Source organism: Parasphingopyxis algicola (assembly GCF_013378075.1).
Classification (GTDB): Bacteria; Pseudomonadota; Alphaproteobacteria; order Sphingomonadales; family Sphingomonadaceae; genus Parasphingopyxis; species Parasphingopyxis algicola.
This window is the reverse complement of the sequence record NZ_CP051131.1, coordinates 3450674-3474276: the sequence shown is the minus strand read 5'-3', so window position 1 is coordinate 3474276 and position 23603 is coordinate 3450674. Positions and strand designations below refer to the sequence as shown.

The following is a 23603-nucleotide window of genomic DNA, read 5'->3' as shown; positions in this document are numbered from 1 at the left end:
TAATGCGATGAATATCCGCCATTTTCACCCGTGACGGACATCGCCAGTCGGCTCTTTCTATCGATTGCGGGATGACACCATAGACCGTTTCTACCGGGCCGACCGCAGCGCGGCTGCACGTCGGATATCCATTCGGTGCCTACGAACATCGCCCACCTCGTCGATCGCTGCGACAATGCCTGCCGGGCGGCCTTCGAGCGTCCGGCACGCGAACTGGCATTCAGCCCCAAGCGGATCGTATCGGGATCGGCGGGTTACAGCAGGAAATTTCGAAAAAGGCCTGGAGCGGGTAGGTATAGACCGATCCCAGTTTTCTGCGGCTTACACGCTGGCGCGGTGTGCCAAATTGGCGTGGAACGGCACACCTAGTTCCATCAACACAATTGTTGAGTTTAGAGAACAGTCGAACGCTCAGACTATCGAATTCCCTCTCAGTTGGAATCGTGCCAAAAACTACTGCTAGTATATCCCATCATCACCGAAGCGGAACGTAGATCATTCGAGACCGGAATTGGCAGACGAAGATTCATCCTCTGAAACTCGGGCAAGCAAGTCCGAAGCAGCACAGCACCGGCGAGTATTCGATCATTGGATCATGGCTTCGCTTCTAGCGGTAAACGGAGGCGCAGCGGCAATCCTCGCCGGGCTTGAAGTATCAAGCCAATGGGCTTTCGCCGCGGCTACATCCTTTATCCTTGGGATACTGTTTGCGTTGACTGCAGGAAGGCTAGCAGCTCTCCGGTTTGCTGATGACGAGGATTGGTATACTCGAATGCTGTCACTCGAAATCCGCGGACGCCTGCAAGAGCAATTGTCGGATCGGGGCCTAAAAGACCTGTCGTCGACAATCGAAAAACAAATCTTGAGTGAACTGGAAACTGCTGCCAACGACCTCCTTACTCCCAAAAAGAGCCGCAGCAATGACGTTTGGATCTACCTGTCCGCCATAATGTTTGCGATCGGGAGCAGTCTTACGCTGATCTCCGCTGCCAAAACCCCGGCCGATGCCGCTTCACCGCACCAAGAGATTACCGAAGCGAATCTTGAGACAGAAGCACCACTCAATCCTGCGGCAGAGACTACCGTCGACGGCCAATCCCCGGCATCACCTCCGCCGGTTTACGAAATGCGGTCAGAATCACCGAATTCCACACAAGTTGAATCGGCGCCAGAATAGATCACTCAGCTCGATAGTTGGCACACCGTGCCATTCGATTTGTCTCTAAAGTGTGCCAAATCGCAATTTGGTATGCCATCGACATTGGCGGTTTTCTGGGAAAGGCTTGGAGCGGGTAGCGGGAATCGAACCCGCATCACAAGCTTGGAAGGCTAGTGCTCTACCATTGAGCTATACCCGCTCGCCAGGCGCGACGCGGGAGTTAGTCGCTTGGCGCGCCATATGCAATATCGGGCCCAAATACACGATCAGGCAACGCCTCCGCATCGCCGATCGCCCGGAACAGGGCGACCCGCTGCAGCGCCCGGTCGGCGCGGGCGAGGATTTCGGCGCTGCGTGTCGTATTGGCGGCGCGCTGGGCGTCGATCACGGTCAGGAAATCGGCAAGGCCCCGGCGGTAGCGGATCGCGGCCAGGCCGACATTGTCGTTGTCGAACACGAGCTGGCGTCCCAGCGCCTCGGCGCGGTCGTCCGCCGCCGCGATCGAGCCGAGCGAGCGCTCGACATCGCCGAGCGCGACGAAGACCTGGCGGCGATAATCGGCGAACGCCTCGGCCGCTTCGGCCTCGCGCTGGTCGATCTCGGCCGCCGTCCGCCCGAAATCGAGCAGCGGGCCCGATACCGACGCGCCCAGCGAGGCGACAACCGCGTCGTCGGTGAACAGGTCGCCAAAGGCGAGCGATATCAGCCCGAGAACGCCGCTGATCGAAAAGCTCGGAAACTGGGCGGCCGCGGCGGCGGCGATCTCGGCATCGGCGGCCGCGAGCCGGTTTTCCGCGGCGACGACGTCCGGGCGCTGCCGCAGCAGGATAGAGGGCACGGCGAGACCCGGAAGCCCGATCTCGACCGCCAGCGCGGTCCGATCGTCCGGCGCGGCGTCGAGCGCTTCCAGAACCGCCGGCACGGGTTGCGCGGTCAAGGTCGCCAGGGTCGCCAGCGCCGATACGCGGTCCGTCTCGACCGGGCCCCGCCGCGCCAGGGCGTCGGCCTCGAGCGACCGGGCGCGCACCAGATCGAACCCGGGCGCGATCCCCGCCCGCGACCGGACATCGGTCAGGCGGACAAGATCCCGCGCTTCGGCCAGGTCGCCTTCGATGACCGCCAGCCGCGCCTCGGCCGCGCGATAGGCGATGACAGCCCGCGCGATATCGGCGGCAAGCGCGATGCGGACGGCCGCGGCATCGGCGCGGGCGGCATCGAGCCGGGCCAGCGCCGCGCGTTCCGACGCCCGCAGCCGGCCGAAAATGTCGAGATCCCAGCTCGCGTCGACCGACGCGCTGTAGATCGTCCGGTCCGTATCGAAGGGGATATTGGCGGGGAGCCCGCCGAAGGTCGCCGCGCTGGTCCGCTCGCGGGTTACCGAACCGCCAGCCGTCGCATTGGGCAGCCGCGCCGCTCCGGCCCCGCGCGCGCCGGCACGGGCGGCGTCGATCCGCGCCAGCGCCGCCTGCAGATCCGGCGCGCCGGTCAACGCATCGTTCAGCAGCGCGCCATAGGCGGCGTCCTCGAACGGCAGCAGGGTTTCGGTCGGCAGCTCCGCATCGACCGCGCCGGCGACGAGCGCGAAACGATCCGGAATCTCGACCTCGGACGGCGCGCGGGCGCCCTGATAGGTCGCGCAGGCGGCCAGCGGGATCGTCAAGGCTGCGACGACAGCCAATCTTGCATGGCGGGATACAATGCGCCTCCCCTCGATGGGGAGGGGTCGGGGGTGGGGTGAGTTTTCCGCTTGCGATATCGCTTGCCGAGAACTCACCCCCACCCAACCCTCCCCCATCAAGGGGGAGGGCTCATTGATGGATCGCCAAAATCTCATCATTCTTCCTCATCCCCTTGCGCGGGCACGAAGGCGTCGACCTGCTGGCCGACGAACATCGAATGCCCCTCGCCGGGCAGCGCGTAGAGCATTTCGAGCACGCGGACGTCGACCAGTTCGGTCGCGGCATTGGTCAGCGAGGTCTTCGGCACGACGAGCGGTTCGGTGCGGACATAGCGCGCCTCGACCTGCCGCGCCGCATCGCCGCGCGCGGAGACGATGGCGGGCGCGCCGATATCGAGCCGCTCGATCTCGTTCTCGTCGATGCTGACGCGCACATAGAGCGGCTCGGTGACGCCCATCACGATCAGGGGCTCGCTGTTGCCGCCCATCCCCGGGCCCGCATTGGCGAACTCGCCGGTCCGGACGTTGAGCTGCAGCACGGTGGCGGTCTGCGGCGCGCGCACCGTATGGCGTTCGAGCTGGGTTCGCGCGCTGGCGAGCGCGGCCTGGGCTTCCTGATACTGGGCGCGCGTCACGGCGAGCTGGGCGCGCGCCGTATCGCGCACGCCGCGCCGCTCGATCACTTCCTGCTCCGATATCGCCCGCTGATCCTCGACCCCGGCATAGAGAGCCAGCTGTTCGTCCGCGACGCGCAGCGAGGTCTGGGCCGAGGCGATGCTCTGCCGCAGCCGCGCGACGCGGGCGCGCGCCTCGTTGACCTGGGCGGCGATATCGCGCGTATCGATGCGGAACAGCGGCTGGCCCTGGGTCACGAGATCGCCGGCCGCGACATAAACGCGGTCGACCACGCCCGAGACATGACTGCCGATCTCGATCTCCTCGCTCGAAGGCTCGACGACGCCGGTGCCGGCGACCGATCCGGTCTCGCTCTGCGCGCCGGGCGAGCGGGGCGGCTCGATCATCGGTTCGGTCATCGTCCGGTCGGGAAGATTGGCGATAATCAGGATCGCGGCGACGACGATCCCTACAATCGCGAGGATGGGCAGTATCTGGCGGGAGAAGCTGAGATTTCTCATGATGCCGGCGCTCCGGTCTGGTGCGAAAGACTAATGGCCATCGGGCAGCTCCTTCCCGTCATGGGTGATGCGGCCGTCCTCGATCTCGATGATGCGGTCGGCAAGATCGAAGACGCGATTGTCATGGGTAACGATGATCACCGCGCGGTCGGGCGCCAGCGCAACCTCGCGCAGCAGGTCCATGACCCGGCGGCCCGAGCCGGCGTCGAGCGCGGCGGTCGGCTCGTCGCAGACGACGAGGCGCGGCTCGTGGATCAGCGCGCGGGCGATCGCGACGCGCTGCTGCTGGCCACCCGAAAGCTGGCGCGGGAGTTTTTCGGCCTGGTCGCGGATGTTGAGCGCGTCGAGAATCTCGTAACCGCGATCGACACCCTCGTCCCGCGCCGTGCCGCTCGCGAACAGCGGCACCGCCGCATTCTCCGCCGCGGTCAGGGTCGGCAGCAGATTATATTGCTGGAAGATGAAGCCGATATTGGCGAGCCGGAAGTTCACCAGCTCGGTATCGGTGAGATCGTAGATATCGGTTCCGAAGACGCTCACGCTGCCTTGGGTCGGATAGAGGATTCCCGCGACGATCGAGATCAGCGTCGTCTTCCCCGAGCCAGACTCGCCGATCAGATAGGTGAGCTCGCCGGTTTTGATCTCCAGATCGATGCCGTGCAGGACGCGGATCGTATCGCTGCTGCCGATCGGGAATTCCTTGACGATATTCTCGACCGCGATCCCGATGCTCATCGGAAAACCTCCGCCGGCTCGGTCTTGAGCACGTTGCGCAGCGCGAGAAAGCCGGTGAGCATGATCATCACGAGCGTCACGATCGCGGTCATCAGCGGGATCTGCCAGGGCATGTAGAAGCCCTTGAACGTATCGATGCCGGAGGTAGACACGAAGAATATCTCGGCGACGAAAATCCCGATGCCATAGCCGACCAGCCCGACAAACCCGGCTTGCAGCGCCACCATGCCACGGATCTTCCTATTGGTGACGCCGATCGCTTTCAGCGCGCCGAATTGTTTGATGTTATCGCGGATGAACAGGCTGAAGGTCAGCCCGACGATAGCCACCCCGACGATGAAGCCCAGCACCACCGTGATCCCGAAATTCACCGGGATGCCGGTATTCTCGATGATGAACCACAGGCCGTCGCTGGCGAAATCCTCCGCCGTGCGGGCCTTGAGCCCGGTCTCGCTCTCGATCGCGGCGACCAGCTCTTCCGGCGTATGATCGTCGTCGGAGCGGACGAGGACGAAGGACAGCCGGTTGCGCGTGCCCGGCGCATAGCGCAGCGCGTTGGAGTATCGCGTGTAGAGGATGACCTGCGAGGTGAAGGTCGGCACCGCGTCGGCGATCCCGCGGATGACCGCGCGCTGGTCGTTGAGTTCGAGCCGGGTGCCGACGATCTGGTCGTCCGGATCGAAAAGTTTGCGCGACCCGGTATCGTCGATGAACACCGAATCCGGTTCGGCCAGCGCCCGCCGGTCGCCCTCGGCCATATTGCGCGGCAGTCCGATCAGCGTGGAATCGTCGACGCCGACGATGTTGACCCCCTCCAGATCGCCGTCGGGCGTGCGGACGACGGCGCTGGAACGGAGCATCGGCGACGCATAGGCCACGCCGTCGACACCCCGCACCAGCTCGAGCGCGGTGGACGGCATGGGGGCAAACACGTCCACCGTCCGGCTCGAAGGGTCCATCACCCAGACATCGGCCGTCGAAACCTCTTCGACGGCCACGGCACCGCGCATGATCAGGTTGACGAAGATCGTCAGCTGCTGGCTGATCAGCAGGGTCGAAAAGGCGACGCCGAAGAGCAGGCCGATGAATTTGACCCGGTCTCCCGTCAGCATTCTCAAAGCGATCCAGCCCATGAGCGTCCCTTGCCGTGCTGCCTCGGTGAAAGACTGCGAATCGCTCGCAACCCGTCGCTCGAATCTATGACGGCGTTATTTGTGAACGTCAACGTTTAGTATTATAGTGCAACTGGAATGAGGGTGGCGAAGGGTCGCGACTCGTGCGAGACCGGGAATAATGGTCCAGAATGACACCGATATAGCGGCCCCGCATCGCGTCGGCAGGCCAACCGACGAACGCAAGACCGAGGCGATTCTCGATGCGGCGCGGGCGACCTTTTTCGGCGAAGGCTATTCGGCCGCCTCGATCGAGCGGATCGCCGAACATGCGGGCGTTTCCAAGGTGACGATCTACAAACGCTTTGGCGACAAGCCGGGCCTGCTCGAAGCGCTGGTCCGCCGCCAGGCGCGGCACATGACCGAGACGATCAGCGAGGCCAATCGCGATGCGCCGACCTTGGAGGCGCAGCTCGTCAATTTCGGCTTCACGCTGCTGAGCTTCCTGCTCGACGAGAGCCATTTCTATTTCGATTCGATGCTCGCCATCGAGAGGGAGCGGCACCCGGACGCGACGAAACGCTTCTTCGATGCCGGCCCGGGAACGATGCGCAGCGAGCTGACTGCGATATTGAAGGCCGCGCACAAACGCGGCGACATCCATCTGGCCAATGCGCAGCAGGCCGCCGAAGACCTGCTGTCGCTATGGAAGGGCTTCAACGAGATGGAGATCCGGTTCGGCGTCGCGACGACGCCCGAGCCGGCCCATATCCGGCGGCATGTCAAGCATGGTGTCGATGTCTTTCTGCGCGCCTATCGGGCCGGCTGACGGACCGGCTCCGCCCCGCCCCTATCGCCCCAGACTATGTCCCGCTACGAGATCGGCCAGCCGGCCGTGCAGGGCTTCCGGCAGGTCGTGCCCCATGCCCTCGATCAGTTCGAACCGCGCGCCTTCGATATGGTCGGCGACGTCCGCGCCGCAGGGATGCAGGATCAGCGGGTCCGCCACGCCGTGCACGACCATCGTGTCGGCGCGGACGCGGCTCGCCCAGGGACGCAGATTGCCGGTATCGATGATCGCCGCCATCTGGCGCGACGCGCCTTCGGGATAGAAGCTGCGCGCGACATTCTTGCGGATGAGTTCCTCGATCTCCGCGCGCCGCTCGTCGCCGCCGGGAGAACCGATCGCGGTGAAGAAACGCATGCCGGCGGCGACCGCCTCCTCCTCGGTTTCCGGCCGGTTGCGCGCGGCCTGGAACAGGATCTTGCGAACCTCTTTGTCGGGTCCCGGCAGGCCGGGCGCGTTGGTCGAGGTCATCACGGGCATCAGCGACAGGACGCGCTCGGGATAATCGGCCGCGACGATCTGCGAGATCATGCCGCCCATCGACACGCCGAGGACATGCGCCTTTTCGATATTCAGCGCATCGAGCACGCCGACCGCGTCGGCGGCCATGTCTTCCAGCGTATAGGGCGCCATCCGGCGGTTTTTGAGGATCCGCTTGACGAGCATCTGCCAGATCGGATGCGGTGCTTTGACGCCGTCGAATTTCTGCGAGAGACCGATGTCCCGATTGTCGTACCGGATCACCCGGAAGCCGCGCTCCACAAGTTCTTCGACGAACGCGTCGGGCCAGAGCGAGAGCTGGCCCGAAAATCCCATGATGAGCAGCAGGGGCGGATCGTCCGGATTGCCGTGATCCTCGATCTCTATCTCGAGCCCGTTCGCCGATACCTTCATCCATTCTCTCCCTTGACGGACACGTAAGGTGGGCAATTGCACGCGCCACGTCAAACAAGCGAATTGGGGGAGGTGGTGGACGGGGCTGGATTCGAACCAGCGTACGCTTGCGCGGGCAGATTTACAGTCTGCTGCCTTTAACCACTCGGCCACCCGTCCATCGGGGTCGCGGCGCCTGATTGCGATGCAAGCAAAGCGCGGCGAAGGGCGGCTCAATGGCGAAACACCGCTTGCCTGTCAACGCCGGTTGATAGAAAGCACGCAGCCATGGCGAAACGACGCAAGGCAAAACAGCGCGAGAGCCGCGCACCGCGCTTCTGGGGACAGCATGCGGTCCTCGCCGCGCTCGAAAATCCGGCGCGCACGATCCGCAAATTATGGGCGACGCATGACGCCATTGCCGGCATCGACGTACCGCCGGATCTCCAGGTCGAAATGGCAGGGGTCGCCGATCTCGGCCGGCTCGTGCCGCAGGACGCCCCGCATCAGGGGCTGGTGATCGAGGTCGAGCCGCTCGCGGATATCGCGATCGAAGACCTGCTCGCGGGCGCCGGGGACGGGCGGCCGCTCGTCATTCTCGACCAGGTGACCGACCCGCACAATGCCGGCGCGATCATGCGCTCCGCCCTCGCCTTCGATGCGCTCGGCCTGGTGACGCAGGACCGGCATGCGCCCCCTGAATCCGGCGCGCTGGCCAAGGCGGCGTCGGGCGCGCTCGAAATCCTGCCCTGGTGCCGGGTCGTCAATCTGGCGCGCGCGCTCGACCAGATCGCCGAGGCCGGCTTCTGGCGGATCGGGCTCGCGGGCGAAGCGGACATGGATCTCGCGGACGCGCTGGGCGGCAAGCGCATCGCCCTGATACTGGGCGCGGAAGGCGCGGGGCTGCGGCCCAATGTGGCGAGCCATTGCGACGCCCTCGCTCGCCTGCCGATCAGCGACCGGATCGAAAGCCTCAATGTGTCGAATGCCGCGGCGATCGCATTATATGCCGCGCAAAACAGCCAGGAGAGCCGATAATGGTCTTCGCCCGTCTTTTCCTCCTCGTCGCCCCGCTGTTTCTCACCGGGTGCCTCCTCGCTCCGGGCGCGTTCGACGCGCGCATGACGGTCGACCCTTCGGGCGCCTTCACCTTCAGCTATCAGGGCGAAGCGATCATCGTTCCGACCGACGATGACGACGAGGACGAGAGCGCAGGCAAGGAGCGCGACGAAGCAGGACAGGACGATTTCGGCCGGTCGATGGACAGCGCGATGCGCGAACTGAACCAGACGCTGATGGGCGGCATCGATCCGCGCGACGAGGACTCGCTCCGGGCGTTCGCGGCGCGGCTCGAGGAACGCCGGGGCTGGAATTCGGTCGAGTATCAGGGCGAAGGCGTGTTCATGGTCGATTATGCCGTGAGCGGACGCCTCGACCGGGATTTCCTGTTCCCCGTCCTGCCGGACTTCCTGCTGCTGCTGCCGATGTTCGTGGCAAGTCCGCTCGACGACGGCACGGTGCGGATCGAAGTGCCGGCGCTCATGGGACCGCCGGGCGACAATGACGACGAAGGGCCGACGCCGGAATCGCGCGGCGGCGGCCGCTTCACCCTGGTGACCGGCGCGGACATCGTCAGCGAGAACAGCGCCACCGGCGCGTCTGTAATGGACAGCGGAGAAACCGAGCTGTCCTGGACCTCGGCCGAGGAGCGCGAGGAAAGGCCGGCCGCGGTGCTGCTGCTCGACCGAGGAAGCGCCTGATCTTGCGCTTCAGTCTTGCGCTCTAATCTTGCGCCCTAATCTTCCTGGGCGATCGTGACCTTGAGGCCGTCCAGCTCATCCTCGAACGGGATCTGGCAGGACAGCCGCGAATTCTCGTCGCGATGATCGGAGCTTTCGAGGAGATCGTCCTCGTCCTCGTCCATCTCGGGCAGTTTGTCCGCAAATTTCGGATCGACATGGACGTGGCAGGTCGCGCAGGAACAGCAGCCGCCGCACAGCGCGAGGAGCTCGTCGAAGCCATTGTCCCGGATCACTTCCATCACGGTAAGGCCGTTATCCGCTTCGACGGTGGTTTCTTCGCCAGCGCGATTGACGACGATGAGCTTGGGCATGGACCGGTTCCTTCAGACAGGTTCTACAATGGCTGCGGCGGGGCTATGTGATGGCCCGCATTTGAAATCAAGGGCTGTATAAATGGGAATCGGCGCGGCGCAGCTGCGAAAATCGATAGACGCGCTCGCCGAGATCGAACCGGCCATCGGCGAACGGCTCGATGCGATCGGCTATCCGCCGCCGCGCATTCGGGATCGGGGCTATGCGACTTTGCTGCGCACGATCCTCGGCCAGCAGGTCAGCGTCGCATCGGCCGACGCCATCTGGCGCAAGCTCTCCGATGCGCTGGGCGATCCGGCGAATCCCGCAAAACTGCTCGCGGCCAGCGACGAGGCGCTGCGCGGCGCCGGGTTCAGTCACCAGAAGACGGCCTATGCCCGCAGCCTCGCCGACCTCGTCACCACCGGCGGTCTCGATCTCGGGTTGCTGCCCGACGACGACGAAGACGCCATCGCCGCGCTGACGGCGATCAAGGGGATCGGCCGCTGGTCCGCAGAGATTTACCTGCTCTTCGCCGAAGGCCGGCCCGACATCTGGCCGGCCGGCGACCTCGCGGTTCAGATCGAGATCGGCAAGGTACTGGGCTGGGCCGACCGCCCGTCGGAACAGGATATCCGCGACGCCGCCGAACCGTGGCGCCCGCATCGCGGCGCGGCTGCGATATTCGCCTGGCACTCCTACAATACGGAAGTGATCTGAGATCGGGCGGCCGGATGCCGCCGCGGGAAATTCCTTTCCGCAACCAACCGTCCGATCCGGTCCTGGAATAGCGATCCGCGTTTTCGCAGTTGACGTAAGCGTAAGGCCATGCTCGTTAGTCGCATGACCCTTTCCACCGCCCCCGCCGCCATCCTCGCTCCCTATGAAGGCGCGAAACCGCCGGCGCCGCACTGGTTCGAGGAGGCGCTGAAACGTGCGCCCGAACGGCACATGCTCCCGCGCGATGCCGGCGATATCGAATATTTCACCTGGGGGCAGGAAGGCCGGCCGGGTCTGTTCCTTTTGCATGGCGGCGGCGCCCATGGCCTGTGGTGGGCGCATATCGCCCCCTTTTTTGCGGACGAGTATCGGGTCGTCGCGATGTCGATGGCCGGCATGGGCGGATCGGCATGGCGCGAATCCTATGCGATCCTCGAACATGCCGACGACATGAAAGCCGTGGCCGAGGCGGCCAGCCTCTTCGCTACGGGCAAGCCGATCGTTGCCGGTCACAGCTTCGGCGGCGCGCCCACGGCGACGGCGGCGGCCGATCCCGACGCCTGGGTCGGCCGGGCCTTCATCATCGATTCCTCGCTCCAGATGCGCCACTCGCCCGACAATCACGAACGGCAGCAACGCGAACGCCGCTATTTCGGCAGTATCGAAGAGGGGCTCGCGCGGTTCCGCTTCCTGCCGCCGCAAAGCTGCGACAATCATTATATCGCCGACATGATCGCGCGCGATGCGATGGTCGAGATCGAACCGGGGCGCTGGAGCTGGTGCTTCGATCCCAACGGCTTCGGCAACACGCGGCGGATCGAGACCGCGCGCAAGGCGAGCGCCGCCAACTGCCCGCTTGCCGTGATCTATGGCGACCGCTCGGCGATTATGGACGATGAGGCGATGGCCCATCTGCACGAGACGATGCCGGACGGCACTCCCTTCGTCGCGATTCCCGACAGCGGCCACCATGTGATGGTCGACCAGCCGCTGGCGCTGGTCGCCGCGATGCGCGCGCTGCTCGCGGGCTGATCCCTTCGCGCGCCCGGCAAAGGATGATAGGGCGCCTGCATGGAAACCGTTTCGGAAAACAGGGCCTTTGGCGGCACCCAGGGCTTCTACACCCATGACAGCGCGGAGACCGGCACGGAGATGCGTTTCTCGGTCTTCGTTCCCGATCATGCAGCGGGGGCGAAACTGCCGGTCGTCTGGTATCTGTCCGGGCTGACCTGCACCGCCGACAATGTCACCGAAAAGGGCGAGTTTCGCCGAACCTGCGCGGCGCTCGGCCTGATCTTCGTCGCGCCCGACACCTCGCCGCGCGGCGATGCCGTGCCCGACGACGAGGCCTATGATTTCGGCCAGGGCGCGGGTTTCTATGTCGACGCCACCGAAGCGCCCTGGTCCGAGCATTTCCGGATGCGCAGCTATATCGAGACCGAGCTGCCGTCGCTGATCGCCGCGCAATTCCCGATGGCCGACATGACGCGCCAGGCGATCACCGGCCATTCGATGGGCGGCCATGGCGCGCTGACGATCGCGCTCAGAAATCCCGATCGCTTCCGGAGCGTTTCGGCCTTTGCGCCGATCGTATCGCCGCTCCACTGCCCCTGGGGGGAAAAGGCGCTTGGCGGTTATCTCGGCCCGGACCGGGCAGCCTGGCGCGCCTATGACGCCTGCGCGCTGGTCGAAGACGGGGCGCGGGTGCCGGAAATCCTTGTCGACCAGGGCGATGCCGACCAGTTTCTCGAAGAACAGCTGAAACCGGAACTGCTCGAACAGGCCTGCCGGGATACCGATATCGCGCTGACGCTCACCATGCGGCCTGGCTACGATCACAGCTATTATTTCATCTCCACCTTCATCGACGCGCATCTGCACTGGCATGCCGAAAGGCTGGCATGAAGCTGCTCGGCGCCGTGCTGGCGGGCGGGCGATCGTCGCGGTTCGGCGCCGACAAGGCCGAGACTGTGTGGCGCGGTAAAGCGCTTGTCGATCATGCGCTGTCGCAAATGCGGGAGCAATGCGACACGGTGGTGCTGTGCGGGCGCCGGCGCAACGGCGTCACCTCGCTCGCCGACCGGCCGACGGCGGACGAGGGACCGCTCGGCGGGCTCAACGCGGCGCTCGCGCATGCCATGGAGAACGGGTTCGACGCCGTGCTGAGCATCGCCTGCGACAATGCGCGGATTCCGGCCGACCTCGCCGACCGCCTCTCCCCCGGACCCGCCTATGCGGAAAGCCAGCCTGTGATCGGACTGTGGCCGGTCGCTCTCGCGCCGCGGCTCGATGCATGGCTCGCGGACCAACCCCGCCGGGCGATGATGGCCTGGGTCGAGCATATCGGCGCGGCTCCGGTCGCGCTCCCCGAACCGCCGCCCAATATCAACACGCCGGACGACCTCAGGGCGCTCGCGGACCGCGCCGGAGACGCATGATCTTGCCCGCCCGCCAAATCGCGCCGATAACGCGGCGCTGAAGACAAAGGGGGTTCGGAATGAACGATCAGGCATCGCACAACAGCTTTGTACGGCGCAGCTTCGCGGTGCTGGCGATCGTCGTTCTTGCAGCGGTCATCTACTCGCTCAGCCGGCTGTTGCTGCTGATCTTCGCCGCGGTCGTCGTCGCGGTGATCCTGCGCGCCATCGCGCGGATATTCATCCGTTTCGGGCTGCCCCAGGGCGTTTCGGTCACCTTCGCCGTGATCGCCTTGTTCGCGATCCTCGGTTCGGTCAGCTGGATCTTCGGCGGGTTGATCGTCACCCAGTTCACCGCCCTCGTCGCCCGCATTCCCGAGGCGATCGAGGCGACCCAGAACGCATTCGACAGCTGGGGCATCGACTATGACGTGCGCCAGGCCAGCCGCGACATCGGCGCCCAGCTTTCCGGCCTGACGACGCAGGCGGGCAGCTTCGCCCTGATGTCGGCCGGCGGGGCGCTGACCAATATCATTCTCGTCCTCGCCGGCGCCGTCTTTTTCGCCGCACAACCGGAAATCTACCGGCAGGGGCTCGTACGGATCGTGCCCAAGAACCGGGAGGAGCTCGCACGCGAGACTTTCGACGATATCGGCCGCGCGCTCGGCCTGTGGCTGCGTGCGCAGATCCTCTCCTCGATCATCGTCGCCGTCCTCATCTATATCGCGCTGTCGATCATCGGCGTGCCGTCCGCCGCGGCGCTCGCGATCATCGCCGGCCTGCTCGACTTCATTCCGTTCATCGGCCCCGTGATCGCAGGCATTCCGGCGGTGCTCGTCGCGTTCAGCGTGAGCCCGACGATGGCACTATGGACGCTCGGCGTCTACGTCCTGATCCAGCAGATCCAGGGCAATATCCTCCAGCCGATCATCCAGAAACGCTCGGTCGACCTGTTGCCGGCCGTGCTGCTCTTCGCCGTCGTCGCGGCAGGCATATTGTTCGGCCTGCTCGGCGTCCTGCTGGCCGCGCCGCTCACCGTCGTCGGCTTCGTGCTCGTCCAGCGGCTCTATATCGAACAGGTGCTGAAGAAAGAGCCCAAACGGCCGGCCGGCGGCACGCCGCCCGCATGAACCCGGTTTTCGCCGATCTGCCGACGACGATCTTCGAGGAGATGTCGATGCGCGCGCGGGAGACCGGCGCGATCAATCTCGGCCAGGGGTTTCCCGATGCCGGGGGGCCGGAGGATGTCCGCCGGGCCGCGGCCGACGCGGTCATGTCCGGCAACAATCAATATCCGCCGATGCGCGGCCTGCCCGAACTGCGCGGGGCGATCGCCGATCACTATGCCGCGCACCAGCAGCTCGCCGTCGACAGCGAGCGCGAGGTCGTCGTCACCTCCGGCGCGACCGAAGCGCTAGCGGCGTCGATCCTCGCCCTGGTGACCGCCGGCGACGAGGTGATTATCGTCCAGCCCGCCTATGACGCCTATGCCCCGCTGGTCCGGCAGGCGGGCGGTATCCCGCGCTTCGTGACGACCCGGCCGCCCGGCTGGACGATCACAGCCGAAATGGTGGAGACCGTCATTACCGACCGGACGCGGGCGATCGTCCTCAACAGCCCGCACAATCCGACGGCGACGATGCTCGATGGCGACGAGCTCACGCTGCTCGCCGATATCTGCGTGGCGCACGATCTGATCGCGATCTGCGACGAGGTCTGGGAACATCTGGTGTTCGACGATGCGGCCCACCGGTCGCTGATGACGATGCCCGGCATGCGCGAGCGGACGGTCAAGATCGGATCGGCGGGGAAGATCTTCTCGCTGACCGGCTGGAAGGTCGGCTGGGCGATCGCCACCCCGCCGGTCGCCGACGCCATCGCCAAGGCGCACCAGTTCCTGACCTTCACTACCGCACCCAATCTCCAGACGGCGGTCGCCTATGGCCTCGGCAAGGATCACGACTATTTCACCGCCATGCGCGCCGGCTATCAGCGTTCGCGCGACCGGCTGGCGACGGCGCTCGGCGATAGCGGTTTCGCAGTCCTGCCGAGCGCGGCGACCTATTTCCTCTCGGTCGACCTTCCCGCATCGGGGATCGGGATCGACGACCGGGATTTCGCGATGCGGCTCGTCGCGGACGCGGGCGTCGCCGTGATCCCGGTCTCGGCCTTTTTCGAAAGCGATCCGGTGACGAGCATCGTCCGGCTGTGCTTCGCCAAGGCGGACGATGTGCTCGATGCCGCGGCCGAACGGCTGGCGAAAGCGCGGAGAACGTTCGGCTAGCGACGATCTATCGCGGCGCACGCCAGCGATGGCTGCCGGTATAGAGGCCCGGTACGGGATTGCCCGCCGCGTTGCGGGCCGGCTGAAAGCGGGCGCGGCTCATGACCATATTGCAGGCTCGGGCGTCGAGCTGGAAATGTCCGCTCGAGCCGATGGTGAAACAGGCCGTCGGGATGCCGTTGGCGCCGACGCGCACCTGATAGCGCGACGTCCCCTCTTCCCCGTTGCGCAGGATATTGGCCGGATAGTCGGCCGCCCGGACCCAGCCAGCAGGATTGCCGATCGGCTGCGGCGGCGTTGTCTCGGCCCGGCGCGGGGGATCGGGCTGCGGCGCGGGCCGCGTTTCGGGCTGTGTCGGGCGTTCCTCGGTGGTTTGGCGCGGCCGTTCTTCGACGGGAGCGCGCGCCGGCGGCGCCGTCTCGACCGGCCTGTCGGCCTCCCGCGCTTCCGGTTCGGGTTGGGCGGGGCCCTCCTCGTCCGGCGGTACGGGCGGCCCCTGTTCGACCGGAATGTCATATTCGGCCAGTTCGCCTTCGCGCGCGTCGTACACCGCCGCGATGCAGGCCGCGGTCCGGCACTCGTCCCGGCGGGCCTGATAGGCGGCATAGCCCTGTTGCAAGGCGATCCGGTCCCGGCCCTCGGCGGCGGCGAGCGCCGCCTCGTAGCGGTCCGACAATTCGGTTTCGCGCGCGCTCAGTGCTTCGCTGCCGCAGATGATCGCATGGCTCGCCAGACCGGTATCGGAGCAATCCACGCTGGGAGACAGGATACCGCGCCCGGCCTCTTCCTCCGCATCGCCGCCGGCGAGAAAGACATAGAGGAGCGCGATCAGGACCAGCGCCAACACGACCGCGCCACCGAAGACGAGCGGCTTGCGGTCCGGCGGCCCGCCATCGCCGGCTTCGCCGCTGCCGCGACCGGCGCCGACCGGTGCAACGCGCAGTCCGCTTTCGGACTCTGGCTCGGCAGGGGTGTCTTCGCCATCGGCCCGAGCAGACGGCGGCGGCGGTTCGTCCGGAGGCGGCTCGCTTGCAACGGAGTCAGGTTCGTCGGCTTCCGCCTCGGCCGCTTCGGCGGGCTGGGCCGGGGGCTCGACGGTTTCCACCGGCGGCACGACCGCTATCGCCGGGGCCGCCTGTTCGTCGGCGACGCCGAACCGAACGAGCCGCTTGATCGTGTCGATCATCCGCTGGATCGTATCGTCGCGCCGGTCGAACCAGTCGATCCACTGATAGTCGTTCAGCCAATAGGCGAGCCCCTCGGCGTCGATATTTTCGAGCCGGACCGGGAAGATCAGCTTGTCGCCATTCTCTGCCATCATCAGCTCACGCTTCACATGGCGCGACTGGTCCGATCGCGAGCAGAAGAGCAGGATGATGAGATCGGATCTCCGGACCTGTTCGATGATCGCCTGGTCGAACGGGCGGCCCGGATCGATATCGTCCGGCGCCATCCAGCCGTCGACGCCGTTGATCGCAAGTACCTTTTTGAGCTGGCGGGCCGTTTCGACCTGGGAGCTGTGGTGGCTGATAAAGGCGACCGGCCGCCTGTTACCGCTCGCACCCACGCTGTCAGCGCCCATCCCGGCGCCTTTCCGTTTCGCGGATACTGCCTGATATCCTCATCGTGCCCCCACACTATAGCTGGCCAGCGGCGTTGGCCCTGCCGTCGCCGAGCAGCCGGGAAAACCGGCGTGCCGCCCCACGGACGCACCCTAAGCGACTGATCGATCAACGGCAATGATGTCCGGACAGCGCGATGCGCCACTCTAATCGTGTATCGCGAGCCGGTATCCCTGCCCGCGCACCGTCTCGATCAGCTGTGTCCCGCCGCCCTCCCGCAGCTTGGCACGCAGGCGCGAGAGATGGACTTCGATGACGTTGGTGCCCGGATCGATCGAGAGATTGCAGACATGGCGCAGCAGCTCGGCCCGCGAAACGGTGAATGGACAGCGCAGGAACAGATGGGTCAGCAAATCCAGCTCGCGCGGACACAGGGCGATGGCATTGCCGTCAAAGGATACCCGCCGATGGAGGAGGTTGATGCGCAGACGATCCGTGCCGAATTCGAAACGCGCGACATCCATGATGCAGACTTGCCGTCGGCCGTTCGGAAGAGCCAGTCATGTTTGCCCCATATTCGAAGAATCCGTGGGCTCTAATCCTCCGATTCAGGGGAAAAAGCGGCATCGAGACGCGCCAGCCGATCGCGGCAGAGCCCGGCAAGCTGGCGGCTGGTATCGCCGGCGCCGCGCTCCAGTATCGATCGTCGCGCCGCCGGATCCCGAACGCCTTCGAGCGTCGCGGCAAGCGCATCGAAGCGGACATGATCGCTCGGGTGCCGGCGCGCGAAATCGTGGACCAGCGCGCGGCCCTCGGCCCCACCGATACCGAGTGTAAGCCGCATCAACATCGCGCTCGGCATCGTCGTCAGAAGTCCGGCGACCCGGTTTTCGGCGGGATCGAACCGGTATTGGTCGGACCAGTCCGACCGGGGCGACGTGCCGATGATGTTGAGGGAGACGGACATGGCTTCGGGCGGCAGCTGGCAATGGATGTCGCGGTGCGCGCGGTAGAGCAGCACCCGCCCCGGGGTCAGCCGCGATCGCTGGACAAGACGAAGTCCGGCTGTCTCGCCCGGATAGCCGGCCACCGAATCATAGTCATATTCGTAGTAATCGCTGCGATAGCCGGGGCCCGCATAACCGACGGTCAGGAAGCTGAAATTGTGATCGTGCGGCACGTCGTAGAAAAACGCGCGCTCGCCGCTCGACCGCATGAGGCTGTCATCGCGCGAGGGCCAGAAATTGGCCCGCACGAAAAAATCCTCGCCCCGGTGGAGCATCACCACCTGGACGCCATAGCGATTGTGCCGCGCCTGCTCGGCGCAGCGGGTCTCGAGCTCGCCCCGCACGATATCGGCGAGAAATTTCGGATCGTTGGCGAGCCGCTTCAGATGCGGGCCGAAAGCCGCGAAGGAGTCCTCGTCCCGAACATCCCAGGGCACGGTTTCGACCGCGTCGACCAGCGTATCGAGATCGATCGCGTCGGTCTGCGGGCAGTCGAGTTCTAGCGGCATGCGGCCAAGCCCGACATGCGGGCGCCAAGCTGCGTTACAACCTGCCGTGCAGCGGCCTGGACTTCGGGATGCGGATCGTGGCGCGCCATCTCGGACAATCGGGGCCATGCGGCGGCCGAGTCTAGCGCCAGCCATTCACGCATCGCGTGCCAGCGCACGAAGAAGGGCGCGTCCGCGACGATCCGATCGAACGAAGGGCCGGGCTCGCGGCAGCCGGCGAGCCTGAGGAAGCTCAGCATCATCTGGGTTCGCGACCAGGTCTGCGAACCGCTGCTGAGACCCTTGAGCGCGCCCGACACCGCATCAAATTCACCGGCCAGCGCCGCACCGCCAACCCGCACGTCTCCATGAAGGAACAGCACCGGCCGGTCGGCGCGTTCGAACACATAGCTTTGCCGCGCCATGTCGACCGCGACCAGCTCGCCCGGATCGACGCGCCTGCAATCCGTCCGCCGGCATCGGCCGTCCGCCGGATCGATCGTTCTTTCGTCCAGCTCCGGAGCGGCCCAGAACGACATGGTCAGTCCGCCCGTTTCGATGAATTTGAGATAGGCGCGGTTTCCCGGAAAGAAGACCGACCCCGTGCCGCCCGCATCGCGCTTCCGGGCGCGCAGAGCATCAGGATCGATCGCACACAATGCCACCGTCGCCTGCGGCCGTTCAAGCAGCAGTGCGCTCCGGTGAAACGGTCCCGTCGCCTGGCGAACGGGCGGCGTGAAGAACCAATCGCGGCGGGCCTCGCCGATCCAGTCCCGGACGAGGGTGTTCACCCAGTGCGTATCGGCGAACAGCGCTTCGATCGCGCTTCCGATACGCACGGCATCGCCATCGCAGCATCCGGCCACCGCGCTGAGGAACGTCCGGATCGCCGGAAGGGCCTCAAGCCGCTCTCTGGCGGCCGCGGTGCGGCGCCTGCCCTGTTCCTGACGCTCGCCGTCGGCCAGCCAGTCCCCCAAATCGTCGCGCGGCTCCACGCCGGACCGTCCTCAACGCGATGGCGGGCTGATGAGCAGCAGCGCTATGCAGTGCGCGCCGCCCACTTCCTCCTGTTCGGCCGAGCCGTGCACGGCGACTTCGGTTGCAAGCTCCGGCAAATCTTCGATAGCGATCGGCTGGTCGTCCATGATTCCCCCCGTTTTGTTGTCGGGATACCGCTAGGGCAGCGCGGAACCGAATGATATTTAAGCTTTTGTAATGTTGCGGGCTCGCGCCGGTACATTGCCCGGCATCCCGAAAAACCGCCATCCGATGCGCCGAAACCGCGCACGGCCGCGCTTTGCAAGCTTTTTGGCGCGATGATTGCGGGATATCGGCTGTGTCTAAACGGGACGGTCAATCGCTAGAAAGCGCGCACTCTGGTATATAAACCGTAAATCTTTATTCTCGGGCCGACAAACGGCCTCATTGGGGGGAACAGCGATACATGACTATTGAATATGTAGATCCGTCGGTCGCGAAGGTGACGCAAATGCCGCAGACCGCCCCTAACGCAAAGGTTCTCGTTGGCCTCGACGAGAAACTCGTTCGGCTTTCCAACAGCCTGGATGAAAATCTTCGCCGGATCGCCGAACTCAATCAGCGGCTGTTCGGCAGCGATTCCCGTACTCCGGAATCCACGCGCGTCCCGGCGCCGGATGACGGCAAGGGCCTCCTCTCCTCGCTCGATATGCGGGTCGCGCATCTCCATCTGCTGGTCGACGCCATATCCGAGGAAATGGATTCACTCGACAAACTGGCCTGATCCAGGCTCTTCCCGGCGCCGGGCGGCGGCGCCTGCTGCGCGCGGACCGTCAGTCCGCGAAGATCAGCACCGGCGTTTCGAGCAGCTTCTTCAGCGCCTGGACATAGCTTGCCGCGTCATAGCCGTCGACGACCCGGTGATCGCAGGAGATGGAGAGGTTCATCTGCTTGCGCGCTTCGAGTTCGCCATTCACGATGGCCGGGCGTTCGACGATCTTGTTCGGGCCGATGATCGCGACCTCGGGCCGGTTGATGACGGGCGTGGTCGCGATACCGCCGAGCGGGCCGAGCGAGGTCAGCGTCAGCGTACCGCCCGACAGCTCCTCGCTCTTCGCCTTGCCGGTCCGCGCCGCTTCCGAAAGCCGCGCGATTTCCTGCGCCAGCTGCCAGACATTCTTGTCCTGCGCATCGCGGATCACCGGCACGATCAGGCCGGTATCGGTCTGCGTCGCCATGCCGAGATGGACCGCGCCGTGCCGCGTGACCTTGCCGCCCTCGTCGTCATAGGTCGCGTTGATCATCGGAAAGTCGGGCACGGTCTTGCAGATCGCCGCGACGATGAAGGGCAGCACGGTGAGCTTGGGCCGGTCGCCGCGCGAACCGTTGAGGTCGCCGCGCATGTCCTCGAGCTCGGTAACGTCGATTTCCTCGACATAGGTGAAATGCGGGATGTGACGCTTCGACGCAGCCATATTTTCGGCGATCCGGCGCCGGAGGCCGATCACCTTGATCTCCTCGTTTTCGCGTTTCCGCGAGCGGCCGGGCGCCTGATAGCCCTGGCCCGCGCCATAGGTCAGATAGGCGTCGAGATCGGCATGACGGATCCGGTCGCCGTGCGGCTCGACCTGCGCAAGATCGACACCGAGATCGCGGGCGCGCTGGCGCACCGCCGGCGAGGCCAGGATGCGCTCCCGGTTCTGCGGTTCGGCGGGCACTTCCGCCGCCGGTTCCGGTTCCTTCGCAGGAGCGGGTTCCGGCGCCTCGGCTTCCGGCTCCTCGTCCGCTTCCTCAGCATCAGCCCCTTGTTCGTCGGCCTGCGCCTTCACCTTTTCGGCGATCGCCGCCTCTTCGTCCTCGTCGGGAATATCGTCCGTTTCGATCACCGCGAGGATGGACCCGATGGCCAGCATCTCGCCCTCTTCGCCGTTCAGCTCGACGACCGTGCCGCTGACCGGGGATTCCATCTCGACCGTCGCCTTGTCGGTCATCATGTCGGCAATGCCCTGATCCTCCTCGATCTCGTCGCCGACCTCTACGTGCCAGGCGACGATCTCGGCCTCGGCAATGCCTTCGCCGATATCGGGGAGCTTGAATTTATACTTCGCCACTGACGTCCTCCATGACGCGTTCGATTGCCAGGCGGAGCCGCACCGGCCCCGGGAAATAGGCCCATTCCAGGCTATGCGGATAGGGCGTGTCATAGCCCGTCACGCGCTGGATCGGCGCTTCGAGATGATAGAAGCAGCGTTCCTGCACGAGCGCGGCGAGTTCGGCGCCGAACCCGGAGGTGCGCGTCGCCTCGTGCACGACCACGCAGCGCCCGGTCTTCCTGATCGATTCCTCTATGGTCTCGATGTCGAGCGGGAGAAGCGAGCGCAGGTCGATAACTTCGGCATCGATGCCGAGTTGCTCGACCGCGGCCATCGTCACATGCACCATCGTGCCGTAGCAGAGCATCGTCACCGCGCTGCCTTCGCGCAGCACATTCGCCTTGCCGAGCGGGATCACATAATGGCCGTCCGGCACATCGCTCGCCGGATGTTTGGACCAGGGCTCGACCGGCGTATCGTAATGGCCGTCGAACGGGCCGTTATAGATGCGCTTGGGCTCGAAGAAAACGACCGGATCGGGATCCTCGATGGCCGCGATGAGCAGCCCCTTGGCATCATAGGGCGTCGACGGGATCACCGTCTTCACGCCGCAGATATGGGTGAAGATGCTTTCGGGCGACTGGCTGTGCGTCTGTCCACCGAAGATGCCGCCGCCGAACGGCGTGCGGATCGTCAGCGGCGCGGTGAACTCGCCCGCCGAGCGATAGCGCAGCCGCGCAGCCTCCGAGACCAGCTGGTCCAGACCGGGATAAATGTAATCGGCGAACTGGATCTCGGCGACCGGGCGCATGCCATAAGCCGCCATGCCGACTGCCACGCCGATAATGCCGCATTCGTTGATCGGCGTATCGAAGCTGCGCGTCTTGCCGTACTTCTCCTGAAGCCCGGCGGTCGCGCGAAAGACGCCGCCATAATAGCCGACATCCTCGCCGAACACGCAGACATTGTCGTCGCGCTCCATGGCGACGTCCATCGCGCTGTTGATCGCCTGGATCATGTTGCGCTGGGTGGTGGCGTTATCGTCCCTGCTCATCGCGTCTTCGCCACATTGTTGGCGGCCTCGTTCTCGTCGAGCATGTCCTGCATCTGTTCCTTCAGGTGCCATGGCATTTCCTCGAACACCTGTTCAAACATGGTCTCAAGAGGTTGGTGTAAGCCATGGCCAAGAATGCCATTTTTCTCGGCTTGTTTAGCCGCCGTCTTAACTTGCTCCGCGCATTCCCCGTCCATCTCCGCCTGGCGATCCTCGTCCCATTCGCCGAGCGCGATCAGATGGTTTTTGAGCCGCGCGATCGGATCGCCGAGCGGCCATTCCGCCGCCTCGTCGGCCGAGCGATATTGCGACGGATCGTCCGAGGTCGAATGACCTTCGGCGCGATAGGTGAAATGTTCGATCAGGGTCGGGCCTTTATTCGTCCGCGCCCGTTCCGCTGCCCATTGGGTCGCGGCGTATACGGCCAACGCGTCATTGCCGTCGACCCGAAGGCCCGCGATGCCGTAACCGACCGCGCGCGCGGCGAAGGTCGTCTCGTCGCCGCCGGCGAAACCGCTGAACGAGCTGATCGCCCATTGATTGTTGACGACGTTCATGATGACGGGCGCCTGATACACGGCGGCGAAAATGCAGGCCGAATGGAAGTCGCCTTCCGCACTCGATCCCTCGCCGGTCCAGGTCGCCGCGATCCGCGTGTCGCCCTTCGCGGCGCTCGCCATCGCCCAGCCCACGGCCTGCGGATATTGCGTGGCGAGATTGCCTGAGATCGAAAAGAAGCTGCCCTGTTTCGTCGAATACATGATCGGCAGCTGGCGCCCCATCAGCCGGTCTTTCTTGTTCGAATAGACCTGGTTCATCATGTCGACGAGCGACCAGTCGCGCGCGATCAGGATGCCCTGCTGGCGATAGGAGGGGAAACACATATCGTCCCGGTCGAGCGCGAAGGTCGCGGCGATCGCGACCGCCTCCTCCCCCGTGCATTTCATATAGAAGCTGGTCTTGCCCTGGCGCTGGGCGCGAAACATGCGCTGGTCATAGGCGCGGGTCAGCGCCATCGCGCGCAGCATCTTGCGCAACGTCTCCGGATCGAGCTTCGGATCCCAAGGGCCGACGGCCTTGCCCTCATCGTCGAGGACGCGGACGAGACCATAGGCGAGATCGGGCATCTCGCCGTGATCGGCAGCGGTGTCCGGACGCCGGGTCTCGCCGGCGGGCGGCACCTGAATATCCGAAAAGTCCGCCTCGTCGCCGGGGCGGAATTTGGGTTCGGGTACGTAAAGTTCGAGTGGCGGCAGATTGCGCCTCTCCGTGTCGCTAGCCATCAGACATCCTGTCGAGCCGATTCGTTTCTTCCGGCCCTTATAATATAATTACACGGGCTTCGGATAGCTCCCTTCGCGATCGGT

At 65.1% G+C, this 23603-nt stretch carries 25 protein-coding genes and 2 tRNA genes; 11 read left to right on the top strand and 16 right to left on the bottom strand.

Annotated elements, in window-relative coordinates; genetic code table 11:
• The first annotated feature begins 511 nt into the window (after positions 1-511).
• Positions 512-1177: a hypothetical protein gene (locus tag HFP57_RS16955; protein ID WP_176870900.1), complete on the top strand. Its 666-nt coding sequence runs from the start codon at positions 512-514 to the stop codon at positions 1175-1177.
• 107 nt (positions 1178-1284) lie between these two features.
• Here the strand turns inward: HFP57_RS16955 and HFP57_RS16950 are convergent.
• The 5 genes from HFP57_RS16950 to HFP57_RS16930 all read right to left on the bottom strand — a co-directional run bounded on the left by HFP57_RS16950 (position 1285) and on the right by HFP57_RS16930 (position 5841).
• Positions 1285-1358 (bottom strand) — tRNA-Gly (locus tag HFP57_RS16950).
• Between the two features lie 21 nt (positions 1359-1379).
• Entirely contained in the window at positions 1380-2837 is a 1458-nt protein-coding gene (locus HFP57_RS16945) for an efflux transporter outer membrane subunit (RefSeq protein WP_246263217.1), read from the bottom strand.
• A gap of 155 nt (positions 2838-2992) precedes the next feature.
• The gene (locus HFP57_RS16940; RefSeq protein ID WP_176870899.1) at positions 2993-3973 is read right to left on the bottom strand and encodes an efflux RND transporter periplasmic adaptor subunit; all 981 of its coding nucleotides are present in this window, start codon (positions 3971-3973) and stop codon (positions 2993-2995) included.
• A gap of 30 nt (positions 3974-4003) precedes the next feature.
• On the bottom strand, positions 4004-4708 hold the full coding sequence (locus HFP57_RS16935; protein ID WP_176870898.1) for an ABC transporter ATP-binding protein: 705 nt from the start codon (positions 4706-4708) through the stop codon (positions 4004-4006).
• Entirely contained in the window at positions 4705-5841 is a 1137-nt protein-coding gene (locus HFP57_RS16930; RefSeq protein WP_176870897.1) for an ABC transporter permease, read from the bottom strand. Before HFP57_RS16930 ends, HFP57_RS16935 begins: the two co-directional genes overlap by 4 nt.
• A gap of 160 nt (positions 5842-6001) precedes the next feature.
• Here HFP57_RS16930 and HFP57_RS16925 point away from each other — a divergent pair, with 160 nt between their 5' ends.
• Positions 6002-6649, top strand: coding sequence for a TetR/AcrR family transcriptional regulator (locus tag HFP57_RS16925; protein ID WP_176870896.1), 648 nt, complete (start codon positions 6002-6004; stop codon positions 6647-6649).
• Between the two features lie 21 nt (positions 6650-6670).
• On the opposite strand, the gene HFP57_RS16920 is transcribed toward HFP57_RS16925, so the two are convergent.
• Positions 6671-7561 (bottom strand): alpha/beta fold hydrolase, encoded by an 891-nt coding sequence (locus tag HFP57_RS16920; protein ID WP_176870895.1) that lies wholly within the window; start codon positions 7559-7561, stop codon positions 6671-6673.
• Between the two features lie 73 nt (positions 7562-7634).
• Positions 7635-7720, bottom strand: a tRNA-Tyr gene (locus tag HFP57_RS16915).
• 108 nt (positions 7721-7828) lie between these two features.
• Here HFP57_RS16915 and HFP57_RS16910 point away from each other — a divergent pair.
• Complete coding sequence (locus HFP57_RS16910; RefSeq protein WP_176870894.1) at positions 7829-8578, top strand: TrmH family RNA methyltransferase; 750 nt, start codon at positions 7829-7831, stop codon at positions 8576-8578.
• Positions 8578-9300: a hypothetical protein gene (locus HFP57_RS16905; protein ID WP_176870893.1), complete on the top strand. Its 723-nt coding sequence runs from the start codon at positions 8578-8580 to the stop codon at positions 9298-9300. Before HFP57_RS16910 ends, HFP57_RS16905 begins: the two co-directional genes overlap by 1 nt.
• A gap of 35 nt (positions 9301-9335) precedes the next feature.
• Here HFP57_RS16905 and HFP57_RS16900 read toward each other — a convergent pair whose 3' ends face one another.
• Entirely contained in the window at positions 9336-9653 is a 318-nt protein-coding gene (locus tag HFP57_RS16900) for a 2Fe-2S iron-sulfur cluster-binding protein (RefSeq protein ID WP_176870892.1), read from the bottom strand.
• An 82-nt stretch (positions 9654-9735) separates the two neighbouring features.
• Between HFP57_RS16900 and HFP57_RS16895 the strand changes: the two genes are divergently transcribed.
• The 6 genes from HFP57_RS16895 to HFP57_RS16870 all read left to right on the top strand — a co-directional run bounded on the left by HFP57_RS16895 (position 9736) and on the right by HFP57_RS16870 (position 15054).
• Positions 9736-10353: a DNA-3-methyladenine glycosylase family protein gene (locus HFP57_RS16895; protein WP_176870891.1), complete on the top strand. Its 618-nt coding sequence runs from the start codon at positions 9736-9738 to the stop codon at positions 10351-10353.
• A gap of 123 nt (positions 10354-10476) precedes the next feature.
• A complete protein-coding gene (locus HFP57_RS16890) occupies positions 10477-11385 on the top strand; it encodes an alpha/beta fold hydrolase (protein WP_176870890.1) in 909 nt (302 codons plus the stop codon).
• Positions 11386-11424: 39 nt separating this feature from the next.
• Positions 11425-12258 carry an S-formylglutathione hydrolase gene (fghA, locus tag HFP57_RS16885; RefSeq protein WP_176870889.1) on the top strand — a complete coding sequence of 278 codons (834 nt, stop codon included), beginning with the start codon at positions 11425-11427 and terminating at the stop codon, positions 12256-12258.
• Positions 12255-12791, top strand: coding sequence for a molybdenum cofactor guanylyltransferase (gene mobA / locus HFP57_RS16880; RefSeq protein ID WP_176870888.1), 537 nt, complete (start codon positions 12255-12257; stop codon positions 12789-12791). Before fghA ends, mobA begins: the two co-directional genes overlap by 4 nt.
• 59 nt (positions 12792-12850) lie before the next feature.
• Positions 12851-13900 (top strand): AI-2E family transporter, encoded by a 1050-nt coding sequence (locus HFP57_RS16875; RefSeq protein WP_176870887.1) that lies wholly within the window; start codon positions 12851-12853, stop codon positions 13898-13900.
• Positions 13897-15054: an aminotransferase gene (locus tag HFP57_RS16870; RefSeq protein WP_176870886.1), complete on the top strand. Its 1158-nt coding sequence runs from the start codon at positions 13897-13899 to the stop codon at positions 15052-15054. Before HFP57_RS16875 ends, HFP57_RS16870 begins: the two co-directional genes overlap by 4 nt.
• 7 nt (positions 15055-15061) lie before the next feature.
• Here the strand turns inward: HFP57_RS16870 and HFP57_RS16865 are convergent, their stop codons facing one another.
• From HFP57_RS16865 to HFP57_RS16845, 5 genes are all read right to left on the bottom strand, one after another.
• On the bottom strand, positions 15062-16636 hold the full coding sequence (locus HFP57_RS16865) for a TonB family protein (protein ID WP_176870885.1): 1575 nt from the start codon (positions 16634-16636) through the stop codon (positions 15062-15064).
• A gap of 186 nt (positions 16637-16822) precedes the next feature.
• The gene (locus tag HFP57_RS16860; RefSeq protein WP_176870884.1) at positions 16823-17140 is read right to left on the bottom strand and encodes a winged helix-turn-helix domain-containing protein; all 318 of its coding nucleotides are present in this window, start codon (positions 17138-17140) and stop codon (positions 16823-16825) included.
• A 71-nt stretch (positions 17141-17211) separates the two neighbouring features.
• Positions 17212-18132, bottom strand: coding sequence for a transposase (locus tag HFP57_RS16855; RefSeq protein WP_176870883.1), 921 nt, complete (start codon positions 18130-18132; stop codon positions 17212-17214).
• Positions 18123-19106 carry a hypothetical protein gene (locus HFP57_RS16850; RefSeq protein WP_176870882.1) on the bottom strand — a complete coding sequence of 328 codons (984 nt, stop codon included), beginning with the start codon at positions 19104-19106 and terminating at the stop codon, positions 18123-18125. The genes HFP57_RS16855 and HFP57_RS16850 overlap by 10 nt, the downstream gene beginning before the upstream one ends.
• Positions 19107-19118: 12 nt before the next feature.
• Entirely contained in the window at positions 19119-19256 is a 138-nt protein-coding gene (locus HFP57_RS16845; RefSeq protein WP_176870881.1) for a hypothetical protein, read from the bottom strand.
• 299 nt (positions 19257-19555) lie between these two features.
• Here HFP57_RS16845 and HFP57_RS16840 point away from each other — a divergent pair, with 299 nt between their 5' ends.
• Entirely contained in the window at positions 19556-19873 is a 318-nt protein-coding gene (locus HFP57_RS16840) for a hypothetical protein (protein WP_176870880.1), read from the top strand.
• Positions 19874-19922: 49 nt separating this feature from the next.
• Here HFP57_RS16840 and HFP57_RS16835 read toward each other — a convergent pair whose 3' ends face one another.
• The 3 genes from HFP57_RS16835 to HFP57_RS16825 are packed head-to-tail and all read right to left on the bottom strand — an operon-like array spanning position 19923 to position 23519.
• Positions 19923-21200 (bottom strand): dihydrolipoamide acetyltransferase family protein, encoded by a 1278-nt coding sequence (locus HFP57_RS16835; RefSeq protein ID WP_176870879.1) that lies wholly within the window; start codon positions 21198-21200, stop codon positions 19923-19925.
• Entirely contained in the window at positions 21187-22236 is a 1050-nt protein-coding gene (locus HFP57_RS16830) for an alpha-ketoacid dehydrogenase subunit beta (protein WP_246263216.1), read from the bottom strand. The genes HFP57_RS16835 and HFP57_RS16830 overlap by 14 nt, the downstream gene beginning before the upstream one ends.
• Positions 22233-23519: a 3-methyl-2-oxobutanoate dehydrogenase (2-methylpropanoyl-transferring) subunit alpha gene (locus tag HFP57_RS16825; RefSeq protein WP_176870877.1), complete on the bottom strand. Its 1287-nt coding sequence runs from the start codon at positions 23517-23519 to the stop codon at positions 22233-22235. The genes HFP57_RS16830 and HFP57_RS16825 overlap by 4 nt, the downstream gene beginning before the upstream one ends.
• Between the last annotated feature and the right edge of the window lie 84 nt (positions 23520-23603).